14 protein-coding genes are annotated in these 14669 nt (G+C 68.3%); 8 read left to right on the forward strand and 6 right to left on the reverse strand.

Annotation, left to right across the window (positions count from 1 at the left end; all coding sequences use genetic code 11):
* Positions 1-2: 2 nt before the first annotated feature.
* A complete protein-coding gene (locus EDL96_RS03730; RefSeq protein WP_123824470.1) occupies positions 3-2918 on the reverse strand; it encodes an FAD-binding and (Fe-S)-binding domain-containing protein in 2916 nt (971 codons plus the stop codon).
* 165 nt (positions 2919-3083) lie between these two features.
* On the opposite strand from EDL96_RS03730, the gene EDL96_RS03735 reads away from it, so the two are divergent.
* Positions 3084-5090, forward strand: coding sequence for an alpha-amylase family protein (locus EDL96_RS03735; protein WP_123824471.1), 2007 nt, complete (start codon positions 3084-3086; stop codon positions 5088-5090).
* Positions 5091-5208: 118 nt separating this feature from the next.
* Here the strand turns inward: EDL96_RS03735 and EDL96_RS03740 are convergent, their stop codons facing one another.
* Positions 5209-5874 carry a DUF1801 domain-containing protein gene (locus EDL96_RS03740; RefSeq protein ID WP_123824472.1) on the reverse strand — a complete coding sequence of 222 codons (666 nt, stop codon included), beginning with the start codon at positions 5872-5874 and terminating at the stop codon, positions 5209-5211.
* Positions 5875-6011: 137 nt separating this feature from the next.
* Here EDL96_RS03740 and EDL96_RS03745 point away from each other — a divergent pair, with 137 nt between their 5' ends.
* The gene (locus EDL96_RS03745) at positions 6012-6731 is read left to right on the forward strand and encodes a Crp/Fnr family transcriptional regulator (protein ID WP_123824473.1); all 720 of its coding nucleotides are present in this window, start codon (positions 6012-6014) and stop codon (positions 6729-6731) included.
* A gap of 36 nt (positions 6732-6767) precedes the next feature.
* On the opposite strand, the gene EDL96_RS03750 is transcribed toward EDL96_RS03745, so the two are convergent.
* The 4 genes from EDL96_RS03750 to EDL96_RS03765 are packed head-to-tail and all read right to left on the reverse strand — an operon-like array spanning position 6768 to position 9155.
* Positions 6768-7685, reverse strand: coding sequence for a patatin-like phospholipase family protein (locus tag EDL96_RS03750; RefSeq protein ID WP_267900135.1), 918 nt, complete (start codon positions 7683-7685; stop codon positions 6768-6770).
* Complete coding sequence (locus EDL96_RS03755; RefSeq protein ID WP_233568663.1) at positions 7682-8386, reverse strand: GntR family transcriptional regulator; 705 nt, start codon at positions 8384-8386, stop codon at positions 7682-7684. Before EDL96_RS03755 ends, EDL96_RS03750 begins: the two co-directional genes overlap by 4 nt.
* Before the next feature lie 35 nt (positions 8387-8421).
* Positions 8422-8892 (reverse strand): PTS sugar transporter subunit IIA, encoded by a 471-nt coding sequence (locus tag EDL96_RS03760; RefSeq protein ID WP_123824474.1) that lies wholly within the window; start codon positions 8890-8892, stop codon positions 8422-8424.
* Complete coding sequence (locus EDL96_RS03765; protein ID WP_267900136.1) at positions 8889-9155, reverse strand: glucose PTS transporter subunit EIIB; 267 nt, start codon at positions 9153-9155, stop codon at positions 8889-8891. The genes EDL96_RS03760 and EDL96_RS03765 overlap by 4 nt, the downstream gene beginning before the upstream one ends.
* Before the next feature lie 97 nt (positions 9156-9252).
* On the opposite strand from EDL96_RS03765, the gene EDL96_RS03770 reads away from it, so the two are divergent.
* The 6 genes from EDL96_RS03770 to EDL96_RS03795 all read left to right on the forward strand — a co-directional run bounded on the left by EDL96_RS03770 (position 9253) and on the right by EDL96_RS03795 (position 14626).
* Positions 9253-10560 carry a PTS transporter subunit EIIC gene (locus EDL96_RS03770; protein ID WP_123824476.1) on the forward strand — a complete coding sequence of 436 codons (1308 nt, stop codon included), beginning with the start codon at positions 9253-9255 and terminating at the stop codon, positions 10558-10560.
* 3 nt (positions 10561-10563) lie between these two features.
* Complete coding sequence (gene nagB / locus EDL96_RS03775) at positions 10564-11349, forward strand: glucosamine-6-phosphate deaminase (protein WP_123824477.1); 786 nt, start codon at positions 10564-10566, stop codon at positions 11347-11349.
* Positions 11346-12497 carry an N-acetylglucosamine-6-phosphate deacetylase gene (nagA, locus tag EDL96_RS03780; protein WP_233568664.1) on the forward strand — a complete coding sequence of 384 codons (1152 nt, stop codon included), beginning with the start codon at positions 11346-11348 and terminating at the stop codon, positions 12495-12497. The genes nagB and nagA overlap by 4 nt, the downstream gene beginning before the upstream one ends.
* Positions 12498-12505: 8 nt before the next feature.
* Positions 12506-13708, forward strand: a complete 1203-nt coding sequence (locus EDL96_RS03785) for an aminotransferase-like domain-containing protein (RefSeq protein ID WP_123824478.1) — start codon at positions 12506-12508, stop codon at positions 13706-13708.
* A 73-nt stretch (positions 13709-13781) separates the two neighbouring features.
* Complete coding sequence (locus tag EDL96_RS03790; protein WP_123824479.1) at positions 13782-14225, forward strand: fluoride efflux transporter FluC; 444 nt, start codon at positions 13782-13784, stop codon at positions 14223-14225.
* The gene (locus EDL96_RS03795; RefSeq protein WP_123824480.1) at positions 14222-14626 is read left to right on the forward strand and encodes a fluoride efflux transporter FluC; all 405 of its coding nucleotides are present in this window, start codon (positions 14222-14224) and stop codon (positions 14624-14626) included. Before EDL96_RS03790 ends, EDL96_RS03795 begins: the two co-directional genes overlap by 4 nt.
* Positions 14627-14669 lie beyond the last annotated feature (43 nt).

Here is a 14669-nt window from a genome sequence, read left to right on the forward strand (position 1 = left end):
GCTCACCGGTCGGGGCGGTCCTCCGGCGCCCGGGTGGCGCGTTCCAGGTACTGCAGGATGTGCCGGTAAGAGCGTCCGGTGGCCTGGGTCATGCCCAGTTCGCACGTGCGGTTCAGCGACGCGTACGCGTCGAACTCCCGTGCGGTGACCTCGGCGGATTCGCGCGCCGTCGCTGACTCCGTCAGCTCGGGATGGAGCATTCCGCGATCCCCCGCGTATCCGCAGCAGTTCCAGGCGACCGGCGTGGTCACCTCCTGGGCCACGGCCTGCGCCAGGGTGTCCAGGGCGGTGTTGAGTCCCAGCTGCGTGGACGAGCACGTGGGGTGCAGGACCATGGACCCGACCCGTTGATGCACGGTGAGTGAGGGAAGCAGGGTCTCGGCCGTGAACTCCACGGCGTCCAGGAAGGTCAGCTCACGGTAGCGGGGGTCGGCGCCCGCCTTGGATGTCATGACCTCCAACCCCTCCGTGCAGGAGGACGCGTCGCACACCACCGGCAGTCGTCCGTGATCGGTGGCCTCCCACAGCATCGGGAGGGTCACCCCGGCCATGGTCGAGTACCCGTCCACCATGCCCTTGGACTTCCACGGGGTTCCGCAGCACGCCGCCTGCACGCCCTCCGGGATCCGGACGGCCACTCCCGCTCGTTCGCACAGTGCCAGGAAGGCCTGGGACGACGACGGCCCCATCGCCCCCGGCCCGCCCTGCCCCGTGCTGTCCGCCGTGTCGCCGTCGTCGCTGTCCTGCCCGAACATGGAGGACACGCAGGCCGGGAAGAAGACGACCACGGGTTTTTGGGGGTTCTGCGCCCCGGGCCGGTGTTCGCCACCGCGGGGAAGGAACGCGTTGTACTGAGGGACCCGCTGCTCACCCATGAGCAGTCGACCCAGTGAGGTCGCGCTTCTGGGGAGTGCGGTGGGGAAGGCCTTGGCCACGGTCAGCGCCGTGGAAGCGACGCGCACGGCCCCGCCCCAGTTCGCGGCGGCACGGTCCCAGATCTTGGCCTCCGTGCGGTTGGCGTCCTCGGACCGGAGCCGACGCACCAGGTCCCCCGTGTCGATGAACACCGGACAGGCCGTGGAGCACATCCCGTCGACCGCGCAGGTCTCCTGGCCGTGGTAGTCGTACTCCCGCGCCAGGGCTTCTGCGGTGTTGTCGTCGTTCTTGGCCCTGGCGTCGGCGATCTCGCGGCGACCCACGATGCGTTGCCGCGGCGTGAGCGTCAGATCCTTGGAAGGGCACACGGGCTCGCAGTAGCCGCATTCCACGCAGCGGTCCACCTCCGCTTCGACCGTGGGAGCGACCTTGAGATCCTGGAGGTAGCAGCGGGGGTCCTCGTTGAGGATCACGCCGGGGTTGAACATCTGGGCCGGATCGATCAGCCGCTTGAGTTCGCGCATGACCTCGTAGAGCTCGTCGCCGTACTGCCGCCGCACGTAGGGCGCCATGATCCGTCCCGTGCCGTGCTCGGCCTTGAGGGACCCGTCGTTGTCCAGGATCAGGTCCACCATGTCCTCGGTGAACCGCTCGTAGCGCTCCAGGAGCACGGGATCCGCGAAGTCCTCGTTGAGCAGGAAGTGGACGTTGCCGTCCTTGGCGTGACCGAAGATCACGGACTGTTCGTATTCGTGCGCCGTGAAGAGTTCCGTGAGGGCTTTACACGTGGCACCCAGGGACGGAACGGGAACGACGACGTCCTCGAGCAGCGCGTTCGTCCCGGACGGACGATTGCCCGCGACGGCGGCGTACAGGCCCTTGCGCACGGTCCACAGGGCCGCGCGCCCGGCCGCGTCCCGGGTGAGTTCCGGCGTGGTGGCCAGCGGGAGCTGCCCGAAGAGCTTGCCCGCGGAGTCGACGCGCTCACCCAGCTCGTCCTGGTCCGTGCCCTGGTACTCGACCAGCAGGGCGGCGTGGTCCTGGACCTGGATTCCGGCGATCTGCAGCGGAGCCTTTCCGGAGGCCTGGGCCACGCGCAGGGACGTGGCATCCATGAGTTCGACGGTCGCCGACTCGGCCTCCACCAGGGCGGGGACCGAACCCGTGGCCGCGAACAGGTCGGGGAAGACCAAGAGCCCCGTGGCCACGTGCGGCTGCACCGGGACGGTGCGGAACACCGCCTCGGCCACGAATCCCAGGGTGCCTTCGGACCCGATCATCAGCCGTTCCAGGATCTTGACGGGGGAGGACTGGTCCAGGAAGGCGTTGAGGCCGTACCCCATGGTGTTCTTCATGCCGAACAAGCGGCGCACGGTGGCCACGGACCGCGGGTTGTCCAGGACCCGTCTGCGCAGCCGCAGGAGTCCCTCGTGCACCGAGGGTTCCGCGTCGCGCAGCTGCTGGTCGGCGTGCGGATCGGAGGTGTCCAGGACCGTGCCGGCCGGAGTCACCAGGATCATCGATTCGAGCGTCCGGTAGGTGTTGAACTCCGTGCCGCAGTGCATACCGGACGAGTTGTTGGCGATCACCCCGCCCAGGGTGCAGGCGGATTCGGAGGCGGGGTCCGGGCCGAGCTTGTACCCGTGACGGGCCAGGGCGGAGTTGACCTCCCGCACGGTGGTTCCGGGCCGCACCCGTACCCGGGCGCCGTCGTCGAGAATCTCGAAGCCCCGGAAGTGCCTGCGGACGTCCACCAGGACCTGATCGGTGACGGCCTGACCAGAGAGGGAGGTGCCCCCGGAGCGCAGCGTCAATCCGACACCGTGGCGTTGCAGGATCCGCAACAGCGAGCCGACTTGGGAAGCCGAGTGGGCCCGGACAAGTGCGCGCGGGTGCAGCAGGTAGTGGGAGGCGTCGTGCGCCGTGGTGACGCGTTCGAGGTCCGAGGCGACGGTGTCCCCCGGCCAGGCCCGCAGGTCGTCGAGCAGGGGGTCGCGGGGTTGTTGCTGGAACCTGCGATGACCGCGACGAAGCGCTGGCACTGGACCTCCCGGGAGCGTTGCATCCGCTGCCTCTTCGCAAGCGGACCGTGTTTCCCATGGTAGGACCACGCAGCGTTCAGCAGCCGGGTTGAACGTGACGAAGATCGTGTTGCCGGTTCCCTCGAACTTTTGTTGTCAAGCACCGGGACAGGGGAGCATGGTGCAATGCACTCACTGCCCGCCGGAGCCGCGTCCGGCCTGTCGTCCACGCCCGCACCGGACCGGCCGTCGGATCTCAACAACACCACTGCCGTGGTGGAAGCAGCCAAGGCGGGGGCGCTGCAGCACCTGGAGGCGTTGGTCGCGGCCGGCACGGTCCAGGAGCCCGAGGCCCTGGACTTCCTCCGGCGCTTCGACCTCCACTACCCGGCCCTGATCGACCTGGTCCGGCGCACGTACGGCTCCGACGGTCACGTGGCCTCCGTGATGGTCGACCTGGGCGCGGCACTGGCCCGGTCCTGGGGTGAGCGGTCCGCGGACCTGCGTGCCCTGGACCGACGGCGCAGTGACGCCCCGGACTGGTTCCTGGCCCGCGACCAACTGGGCGGGGTCTGCTACGTGGACCGTTGGGCGGGGAACCTGGCGGGTCTGCGGGAGCGCATCCCGTACCTGGAGGAACTCGGGCTCACCTACCTGCACCTCATGCCGGCCTTCGCGGTCCCCGACGGCAACAACGACGGCGGGTACGCGGTCTCCTCCTACCGACACGTGGATCCCCGCGTGGGCACCATGGAAGAGTTGGCTGAACTCTCGGGTGACCTGCGGGAACGGGGCATCAGTCTGGTGGTCGACTTCGTGCTCAACCACACGGCCAACGACCACGAATGGGCCAAGGCCGCGCGTGCGGGGGATCCCAAGTACCAGAACTACTACTGGATCTACCCGGACCGGCAGATGCCGGATGCCTTCGAACGAACCACCCGGGAGATCTTCCCGGACGACCATCCCGGGTCCTTCACACCCGTGGCTCCCGGGGATCCGCGGTGGGTGTGGACCACGTTCCATGACTTCCAGTGGGACCTGAACTGGACCAATCCGGAGGTCCTGGCGGCCATGGCCGGGGAGATGTTGTTCCTGGCCAACCAGGGTGCCGAGGTGCTGCGCTTCGATGCCGTGGCCTTCCTGTGGAAGGAGCTGGGCACGTCCTGCGAGTCCCTGCCGCAGGCGCACTGGATCGTGCAGATGCTCAACCGGGTCTGTCGCATCGCCGCGCCCGCCACGATCTTCAAGTCCGAGGCGATCGTCCACCCCGATGAGGTGGTGCAGTACATCCACCCGGACGAGTGCCAGATCTCCTACAACCCGTTGCAGATGGCGCTGACCTGGGAGGCGCTGGCCACGCGCAAGGGCGTGCTGCTGAACGACGCGATCGCCGAACGGCACGGCCTGCCGCCCGGCACGGCATGGGTCAACTACGTGCGCAGCCACGACGACATCGGCTGGACCTTCTCCGACGAGGACGCGGCCCGCCGTGGCATCGACGGTTACCACCACCGCCGCTTCCTCAACGACTTCTACACGGGGCGCTTCCCGGACTCCTTCGCCGACGGCGTCGCCTTCCAGTACAACCCCAAGACCGGCGACGCCCGGGTCTGCGGCACCACCGCCTCCCTGGCCGGCACGACGACGGATCACCCCTCCGACGGTGTCGACCGGGTCCTGCTGGCGCACGGGATCGCCATGTCTACGGGAGGACTGCCGCTGTTGTACCTGGGCGACGAACTGGCCCAGACCAACGACCCCGACTGGCGTCTGGACCCCGCCAACGGCAACGACTCCCGGTGGGCACACCGCCCGTACTTCCCGGAGACCGGTTACGCGCAGCGCACGGATTCCACGACTGTTCCCGGGCGGGTGTTCCAAGGACTGAAGCACCTGCTGACCGTGCGTGAACAGGTCACGGAGTTCGACGGCGCCGACCTGATCGGCTTCGACCCCCGCAACGAACACCTGGTGGGGTACCAGCGTCCCGGCCTGGACCCGGAGGGCTGGCCGTCGGTCGTGCTGTGTCTGGCCAACGTGGACGACCACCCCCACAGGGTGGAGGCCCTGACCCTGTCCGGTTTCGAGCGGGAGGCGGTGTCCCTGCTGGACGACAAGATCCTCGACCTGGCCCAGGGCGTGGACCTGCCGTCCCACTCGATGGTGTGGTTGCGCGTCTACACCCGCTGACCCGCTCGCCCTCACCCCACCCTCACCCCACACTCACCCCCGCGGAGTGTCCGTTTCGGGTCGCTTTGGAGGCCCCGGGGCGACCCGAAACGGACACTCGGCAGGGGTGTCAGGGGTGTCAGCGGACGCGGGGCTCGGACTCCCAGGCGTGCGTGATCAGGGCGAGCAGAACGTCGTCGTCGACGTCCTCGAGCTGGTTGACGTAGACGCAGCTGACCGCCGTGCGGTGCTTGCCCAGGCGGCTCAGGAGTTCGTCCGAACGCGGGTGGTTCTGCAACCCGTACAGGCTGATGGCGGCCTTGCGGGGGCTGAAACCGATGCGGAAGGTGTCGCCCTCACGGCCGGTCGCGTAGCGGTAGTGAGCCTGCCTGTAACCGATCATCGACGGGCCCCACATCACGGGTGCCTCCCCCGTGGCGGCGCCGAACAGCGACAACAGGCGGTGCCCCTGCTCCACGCGTCGCGGCCAGGGCAGGGAGGCCACGAACTCCGCCGGGTCCACCGCGGTGGCATGGGTCTTGAGATCGGGGGCGTTGGAGCCCGTGTGCGAGTCCGTCACGACGGCGCTGCGGTCGGTGCGCGCCGGAGCGTCCGTCAAGGATAGCCCCCGCTCGACCAGGGCCGCTTGCACTCGTTCCAATCCGCGGGCACCCACGCCGTGGAGGGCGAGCAGGTCCCGGTGGGCAACCCCGTTCAGGTCCTCCAGCGTCGAATACCCGGCCTCCCGGAGGGCCCGTCGTGCCGGATTCCCCAGGCCCGCGACGTCGTCGAAATCCGTGGTCATGGGCAGGAGCTTAGGGGATGGCGGGATGGTGCGCTGAGGTGGGGCAACCACCTGCACCCGCACGCAAGACGAGTCGAATAAGGTCATAATGGACTAGCCCAATTTGGCGCAGTTGAGACCTGGGAAGGAACGAGGCCATGAGCTGCGGTTGCTCGCACGTCGGTGTGGAAGCGTCCGGGAACGTGGCGTTGGACCTGGATGCACGGTTCGCGTGCGTCAGCAAGGTCCCCATTTTCCGTGACCTGCCCATCCAGGAGCGGCGCAGCATCGCGGCACGCGTGACCACTCGTGCGGTGGGCAAGGGCCAGGTCATCCAGGCGCAGGGCGCCATGCCGGCACTGCAGATCGTGCACCGCGGTCAGGTCAAGCAGGTCCGCCTGGGCGCTGACGGGTCCGAACGCCTGTTGCGCATCCTGGGGCCGGGGGAGTTCATGGGCGAGCACTCGGTGTTGACGGGATCGCCCGCCCCGCGAATGGCCACCACGGTCACCGATGCCATGGTCTGCACGCTGTCGCGGATCGATGTCCAGCAGTGGCTCGAACAACGGCCCCAGATGGCGGTCAACATGCTCCAGGTGGTGACGCAACGGCTGGAGGAGACGGAGGCGCAGTTGGCCGCTCTGGCCGACCGGACGGTGGCCCAGCGACTGGGCGACTACCTCATGACGGCCTCGGACCGGCCCGTGGGGGACACCTTTGAACTGCCCGTGAGCAAGAAGGACCTGGCCAGCCTGATCGGCACCACGCCCGAAACCCTGTCGCGGCGACTGCGAGCCCTGGCGGACCGGGGTGTCCTGGCGCTCGGTCCCGGACGACGCATCACCATCCTGGACGAACAGGGCCTCCAGGAGGCCTGAGCCTCCCTTGCGGTGGCCCCGGCACTCCGAGGTCCCTTAGAGCCCCAGGAATTCCTTCCACCTCGGTAGCTCCCGCTGCGCCTGTGCGTACCCGGCGGCATAGGCGGCCTGGAGGCGCGCCACGCGGCGTTCACCGTTGGAGACCGGCATGCGATCGGGGGTGAAGATCATCGCCTGGCCCGCCGACTGCAGGTCGTAGAGCTCCTCCCGGGTGCGGTTGTAGTTGGCGGGTCGCGCATCCAGGGCTTCGACGACAGCCGGGTGGTCCCGGAACTGCCGCTGGTACACCCGGGCGAAGCGTTCCGGTTCCTTGATGTAGTCGCGCTCGCGGGTCAGGATCACCAGGAACTTCCGGTATCCGTCGGCACGGGCCGCGTCCAGGGCGATCCCGCCCGTGGGACCGAGCGCCCCGTCCACCCAGACCGAGTCCCGATAGTACACGGGAGGCATCAGCACGGGCATGGACGACGACGCCCGGACCTGGAGCATCAGGTCGTCCTGAGTGGGTGCGTCTTCGTTGGTGAAGTAGGTCTGTTCACCCGTGACGGCGTTGAACGCACCGATGCGGTAGCGCGCCGGGTTGGCGCGGAAGCGGTCGAAGTCGAAGGGCAGGGACGCGTCCGGCAGGCTGGCGTGCTGGTAGATGTACTCGGCATTGAACAGCCCCTGGCCCCGGGCGAAGGTCCGAAGGTTGCCGAACTGCGGGTCTCCCGCGAAGTCCACGAAGGTCCTGCGCGCCCGGGAGGCGTCCCGGCAGATGTAGTTGCCGGTGTGGGACGCCCCGGCGGAGATTCCGCCCACCCAGTCGATGTGGATCCGGGCGCCCAGCAAGGTGGTCACGGCCCCGGCCGTGTAGCTCCCGCGCATCCCGCCGCCTTCGAAGATCAGGGCGGTGTCGGTGACGTTGCTGCGCAGTTCGGTGGTGGAACTGCCGGAGGGTGTTGTCTCGGTCAAGCCAGGACCTCCATGTGGAGCTGATAACGGTCCGCCCGGTACACGGACACGGAGTAGTCGATCGGGCGTTCGGATCCGTCCGGATTCGCGCTGAAGGACCGGCGGTGAAACGCCAGCACCGGGGCCCCGGGCTCGATGCCCAGCAGGGCAGCGTCCTCCGGAGATGCCGCCTCCGCCTGGACGGTCTGTTCGGCCCGTGTGATGCCCGCGCCCGCGGCGGAGAGCATCCCGTACAGGGAGGTCTCCCAGTCGGCCTCCAACGGAAGCAGACCGGGGTGAACCCAGCAGTCGTCCACACTGACGGGAACGCCGTCGCCCAGGCGAAGTCGCCGCACCCGCAGGGCGCGGTCGGATCCCAGATGCGCGACGGCTTCCGGGGGAGCGTCCTGTTCGGCCACCACGTCCACCCGCGTGGAGGGGGAGAGGCCGGCCGCGCGCATGTCCTCGTGGAAGGAGGCCAGGTGCAACCGTGACTGCGCCATCCCGTGGGCGACGAATGTTCCCCGCCCGTGTTTGCGCACCAACAGGCCCTCGGAGACCAGTTGGGCGATGGCGTGCCGGACGGTGATCCGGGAGACGCCGAACTGCTCCACCAGTCGCCGTTCACCGGGCAGTTGATCTCCCACGGACAGCTCCGTGCGGATCATCTCGGCCAACGCGTCACGTAGTCGGACGTGTTTGGCGGCGGGCAATTCGGTCACCCGGTGATCTTAGTCAGTGCCCTCAGTCAGTGCCCTCAGTCAGTGCCCTCAGTGAGGATCCTGAAGAGAGTTGCACCGTCGGACACCGGCCCGCCCGCCTGCTCTGCCACGTCGTCGGACTTGCCGTCCATGACCACCACGGGGCTGCACAGGTTGTAACCCTTCGCCCGGACCGCAGCCGCGTCCACTCGCAGCAGTTCCTGGCCCGCGGTCACGTTCTGCTTCTTCTCCACCAGGACCTCGAAGCCCTCGCCCTTGAGCTCCACGGTGTCCAGGCCCACGTGGACCAGGACGCCTTGGCCGGCCTCCGTGACGACGGCGACGGCGTGCGGCATCGCCTTCATGACGGTCCCCGCAACGGGTGCGACGACGGTCAGCTTCGCCGCGTCCTGGGCCGGAACCACCGCGGCGCCCGGGCCCACCATGCCCTGCGCGAAGACCGGATCCGGGACCTCCGTCAGTGGGACGGCCCGGCCCGCGAATGGAGTGCGGACTGTGGTGCTCACAGCAGGTCCTGGATGTCTTCGGCCAGGTTCTCGGCCTCCGGGCCCACCACGACCTGCACCACGGTGCCGGCCACGACGACGCCGTGCGCACCCAGTGCCTTCAGGGCGGCCTGGTCGACGAGCGATCCGTCCACGACTTCCGTGCGCAGGCGCGTGATGCAGCCCTCGATCTCTTCGACGTTGTCCGCGCCACCCAGGGCGGAGAGGATCTCTTCGGGCTTGGACATGGGCTCCTCCTTGCGGGAATTGCTGAGTTGTTTCACAGGTTGTTGACAGTTTTGCACGATTCGTCCACAGTGACTGGCAACACTGGTTATAACCAGTTGAGATCACTCTACGGGAGAGAGAAAGGACGGGTCCATGGGCCGGGCAAACGTGGGAGCGAGCGCAGATGCTGCTCGGGAGCAAGGCAAGCAACCCTCAAAGGCGCTGATCGTGCTGCAGCGCTTCGGTCGCAGCCTCATGCTGCCGATCGCCAGCCTTCCCGCGGCGGCGCTGCTGCTGCGTTTGGGACAGGACGACCTGCTGGGTCGCTTCGACGGTTTGCACACGGTCGCGGCTGTGTTCGCGGGTGCGGGCAACGCTCTGTTCGAAAACCTCGGTCTGCTCTTCGCCGTAGGTATCGCCTTTGGGTTCGCCAAGAAGGGTGACGGGTCCACCGCGCTCGCCGCCGTCGTCGGGTATCTGGTCCTGACCAATGTCTTCGATGCGATGGCCCCGGTCGTCCTTGGCCCGGGCACGGAGGAGGAGCCACCCGTCATCAACTACGGGGTGCTCGCGGGCATCCTGGTCGGATTCATCACCGCCAAACTCTGGGAACGGTTCCACCGAACCAAGTTGCCCGACTGGCTGGGCTTCTTTGGCGGCCGTCGGCTGGTGCCCATGATGGTGGCGGTGGTCTGCCTGGTCCTGGGCGTCCTGCTGGCCTTCCCGTACCCCCTGTTCTCGAGCTTCCTGACCTGGGCCGGTGAGACCGTTGCGGAGAACGACGTGCTGGGTGGCGGCGTCTACGGTGTTGCCAACCGTCTGCTCATCCCGTTGGGCCTGCACCACCTGCTCAACTTCTTCCCGTGGTTCCAGCTCGGTGATTTCAACGGGTCCCACGGGGACATCGCACGATTCTTCGCGGGGGATCCCGCCGCGGGGACCTTCATGACGGGGTTCTTCCCGATCATGATGTTCGCGTTGCCCGCAGCCGCGTTGGCCATCACCCACGAGGCGAAGCCCGAGAACCGGAAGGCAGTCGGTGGCGTGATGCTTTCGGTCGGTCTGACCTCGTTCGTCACGGGGATCACCGAGCCGTTGGAGTTCGCGTTCATGTTCGTGGCCTGGCCGCTGTACCTGGTGCATGCCGTGCTGACCGGTACCTCCATGGCGCTGGTCAACGCGTTGGACATTCACATGGGGTTCGGCTTCTCGGCCGGTGCGATCGACTACCTGCTGAACTTCGGCATCGGTCAGCGCGCGTGGCTCATCATCCCCATCGGTCTCGCCTACGCGTTGATCTACTACATCGTCTTCCGTTTCGTGATCCGACTGTGGAACCTCCGGACCCCCGGCCGTGAGGAAGAAGGCGAGATCTCCATGGCCGTTGACGACGAACTCCAGAAGGACACGTCTAAGAAGACCAAGGGTGCTCGAGGCACCGAAACCGCAACGGAGGCCTGAGCCATGGAAGTCGTCATTGTCGAATCACCGGAGCGGGCCGGGCGGCTGGTTGCCGACGCCGTCGGAGAACTGATCGCCCGCAAACCGGACGCGGTCCTGGGCGTGGCCACGGGGTCTTCGCCCGAGGCCGTCTACCGGGAACTCGCGAACCGGGTCCAGGCGGGTGAACTGAGCCTCAAGGATGCGCGGGCCTTCATGCTCGACGAGTACGTGGGGCTGTTACCGGAACACCCTCAGCGCTACCGGGCGGTGATCGACCGCCAATTGGTCGAGCCCACGGACATCCAGGCGGAGAACGTGCACGGCCCGGACGGGACGGCCTGCGACCTCCCCAAGGCCTGCGCCGACTACGAACAGGCCATGCGGGACGCCGGTGGCGTGGACCTGCAGATCCTGGGTGTCGGCTCGGACGGTCACGTGGCCTTCAACGAACCCGGGTCTTCCTTGGCCTCCCGGACCCGCTTGAAGACCCTCACGCGTCAGACGCGCCAGGACAATGCGCGGTTCTTCGGAGACGACCTGGAAGCCGTCCCCAAGCACTGCCTCACCCAAGGAGTGGGCACCCTGATGGAGGCCCGCCACCTGGTGCTCCTGGCCTTCGGGCAGGCCAAGGCGGAAGCCGTCCACCACATGGTCGAAGGGCCTGTTTCAGCCATGTGGCCAGCGACGGCCTTGCAGTTCCACCCCCACACCACGGTGATCCTGGACGAATCCGCGGCCTCGCGCCTGCAATTGGCGTCCTACGCTCGACAGGCTTGGGAGTCCAAACCGAAGTGGCAGGGGCTGTGACAGGCAACGTGAGCGCCGACGGGATGGCGGAGCAGGTCCTGCATGCCCGGCGGGTCGTGTTTCCCACGGGAACGCCGAAGGAGGGCTGGGTCAGGGTCCGCGGCGGCGTCGTCGTCGATCTCGGCACCGGGGCCGCTCCCGCCGGTGCCAAGGAGCTGGGTGATGTCTACCTGACCCCGGGGTTCGTGGACGGCCACTGCCACGGTGGCGGGGGCGCCGCGTTCACCGAAGGTGCCGACGCCGCGCGAGTGGCCTTGAGCGCCCACCGAGCCCACGGAACGACGACGATGGTCGCCTCGCTGGTCACGGACACGATTGAGGAACTCGAACGACAAGTCGCAGCCCTGGCCGATCTGGTCGAGACGGACGAGTTGGCGGGCATCCACCTGGAAGGCCCCTGGCTGGCCGAGCGACGCTGCGGGGCCCACGATCCCGGGCTGCTTCGCGATCCCGCGGTGGAGGAGGTGAGCCGCCTGCTGGACGCCGGCCGGGGGGCGGTGCGCATGGTGACGTTGGCACCCGAGCGTCAGGGCGCGCTGGAGGCGATCCGCCACATGAGCGACCGCGGTGTGCTGGCCGCCGTCGGCCACATGGACGCCACCGACGACCAGGTGCGCGCCGCCGTGCGCTCCGGGGCCAGGGTGGGCACCCACGTCTTCAACGCCATGCCGCCCATGCACCACCGGGAACCCGGTCCTGTTCCGCGTCTGCTCACGGAGCCCTCCGTGGTGGCCGAACTGATTGCCGACGGCGTCCACGTCCACCCCTCCGTGCTCCGGATGGCCGCCGATGCGGCCCGGGGGCGATTCGTGCTGATCACGGACGCGATGGCCGCGGCAGCCCACCCGGACGGGTCCTACCGGCTGGGGCCGCTGGACGTCGACGTCGTGGAGGGAGTGGCTCGGATCCGCGCCACCGGGGCCATCGCCGGGTCGACCCTGACCATGGACAAGGCCGTGCGGTTCGCCGTCGAACGGGTGGGGTTGCCCGTGGAGCAGGCACTGCGCGCAGCCTCCCAGGGACCGGCCGATCTGCTCGGCCGCCTGGACATCGGGCGGATCGCCCGCGGTGCGCAGGCCAACCTGCTGGTGCTGGATCGCGCCCTGAACGTGCGTGAGGTGCTGCATCACGGCCGAGTAGTGGGATGATCGGAGACATGTCTGACGTGCCCACACCCGTGCAGTTCCCCGTCTCCTCCCGCTACGCCGGGGTGACCTCCACCGCCGTCCGAGACCTGTTGGACGTCCTGTCCCAGGGCAACGTGATCTCCTTCGCGGGGGGAGCCCCGGCGGCGGAGTTCTTCGCGGCGGAGGACATCCGGGCCTGCTTCGACTGGGTCTTCGCCAACCGCCCGGCCAAGGCGCTGCAGTACTCCTCCACCCCTGGTGAGCCGGAACTGCGGGAACAGGCGGCCTTGCGGGTCTCGCGCTCGATCCCGACCACACCGGACCAGATCCAGGTGACCACGGGTTCGCAGGAAGCCATCTACCTGGTGGGCAACGCCATGCTCAACCCGGGCGACGTCGTCCTGGTCGAGCGCCCCACGTACCTGGCCGCGGTGCAGGCCTTCGCCTCCTCGGGCGCGCGCATGATCGGCATTCCTTCGGACGACGACGGCGCCCGCCCCGATGCGCTCGAGGAGCTGATCCGCGAGCACAACCCCAAGTTCGTCTACCTGATCCCGACCTTCCAGAACCCCTCTGGCGTGTGCATGCCGCTCTCCCGACGGGAAGAGATTGCAGACGTCCTGCGCCGCACGGGGGCGATCCTGGTCGAGGACGACCCGTACGGCGAACTGCGGTTCTCCGGCGAGTTCATCCCCCAGATCTGTGCCTTGCCGGGGCTGGCACACCAGTCCCTGCTGCTGAACTCGATCTCCAAGATCATGGCACCGGGCATCCGCGTCGGGTGGATCCGCGGCGAAGGCCCCATCATGAACACGCTGTCCATCGCCAAGGAGGCCGTGGGGCTGCACTCCTCCGTGGTCGACCAACTGGCCGTGGCGCGCTACCTGGAGGCCTACGACGTGGACGAGCACATCCGCACCGTCGTCCAGGTCTACAAGCAGCGGCGTGACGGGATGCGGAAGGAACTGATCGAGATCCTGCCCGAGGGCGCCACGGTGACCTCGCCCGACGGCGGCATGTTCCTGTGGGCCGCACTGGGCAACGGGATCGACACGACGGCTCTGCTGCCCATCGCAGTCCAGGAGGGCGTGGCGTTCGTTCCCGGGGAGTCCTTCTACGCGCACGACCCGGACCGTTCGACCATGCGGTTGTCCTACGTGACCAACCCGCCGGAGGTCATCAGCGAAGGGCTGCACCGGTTGCAGCGAGCACTGCAGCGGTGGCACGGCTGATCCGGGTCACTGCACCGGGGCCGATGACCGTGGGCGCGGTGACCACGTCCCCGTGCTCGGTCGGGGCCGGGACGTGAAACCTCCACACCGGAAAGTCGGTCTGATCCTGGTGGTGGTGCTGGGTGGTTTCCTGGGCGCCGCCTGCCGGGGCCTGGTGTCCACCGGATTGCAGGGAGAGGTGGGTGGCTGGCCGCTGGCGACCCTCTTGGTGAACCTGGCCGGGGCTTTCGGCTTGGGTGTCCTTCTGGAGGCGCTGGCCGCGGCCGGTTCCGAAGGGCCCAAGCGGCGGCTGCTCCGCCTCGGGCTGGGAACCGGATTCTTCGGTGGCTTCACCACCTATTCCGGCTTCGCCCTGGACCTCGTCCAGCTGGCGGCAAGTGGCCGCGTTCCGGTTCTGGTCGGGTACGTCCTGGTCACCCTGGGTCTGGGACTGCTGGCCGCACACCTGGGGGCTGCCACCGGTGCCCGGTGGGGACGACGACGCCACCCGGGGGACCTCCTGCGGGGTGAGCGATGACGCCCATCCTGGTGTCTGCGGTGGCCGGCGGGGTGGGTGCCGCCGCCAGGTTCGTGCTGGACGGTGAGATCCGTGTGCGCTGGAGGGGAGGCGTCCCGCTGTCCACGTTGCTGATCAACGTGTTGGGCTCCCTGGTCCTGGGCCTGGCAGTGGGTCTGGCAGTGGGGTTGGCGGCGCCGTCGTCGGGGTCCTTCACGGTCCCCGCGGACCCCGGCCCGTGGGTGCTGGTGGCCGTGGGGTTCTGCGGCGGCTTCACCACGTTCTCGACCGCGATGTTCGAGACCCTACAGCTGCTCTACGAGCGTCAACCATGGGCCGCGTTGGCCTACCTGTGGGGTACCGCGGTAGCCGCCGTCGTCGCCGTGGGTCTGGGTCTGGCCGCGGGTCTGATCCTGGTGTGAGGGCCACGGAGTGAGCGCCATGAAGGTGCGAGACGGCTCTCCG

It is taken from the genome of Kocuria soli (assembly GCF_003797835.1).
In the GTDB taxonomy this organism is placed as follows: Bacteria; Actinomycetota; Actinomycetes; order Actinomycetales; family Micrococcaceae; genus Kocuria; species Kocuria soli.

Coding starts and splice junctions, on each gene's coding strand:
- EDL96_RS03795 (WP_123824480.1), top strand. CDS start 14,222: ATGACGCCCATCCTGGTGTCTGCGGTGGCCGGCGGGGTGGGTGCCGCC.
- EDL96_RS03785 (WP_123824478.1), top strand. CDS start 12,506: ATGTCTGACGTGCCCACACCCGTGCAGTTCCCCGTCTCCTCCCGCTAC.
- EDL96_RS03740 (WP_123824472.1), bottom strand. CDS start 5,874: ATGACCACGGATTTCGACGACGTCGCGGGCCTGGGGAATCCGGCACGA.
- EDL96_RS03745 (WP_123824473.1), top strand. CDS start 6,012: ATGAGCTGCGGTTGCTCGCACGTCGGTGTGGAAGCGTCCGGGAACGTG.
- EDL96_RS03735 (WP_123824471.1), top strand. CDS start 3,084: ATGCACTCACTGCCCGCCGGAGCCGCGTCCGGCCTGTCGTCCACGCCC.
- EDL96_RS03770 (WP_123824476.1), top strand. CDS start 9,253: ATGGGCCGGGCAAACGTGGGAGCGAGCGCAGATGCTGCTCGGGAGCAA.
- nagB (WP_123824477.1), top strand. CDS start 10,564: ATGGAAGTCGTCATTGTCGAATCACCGGAGCGGGCCGGGCGGCTGGTT.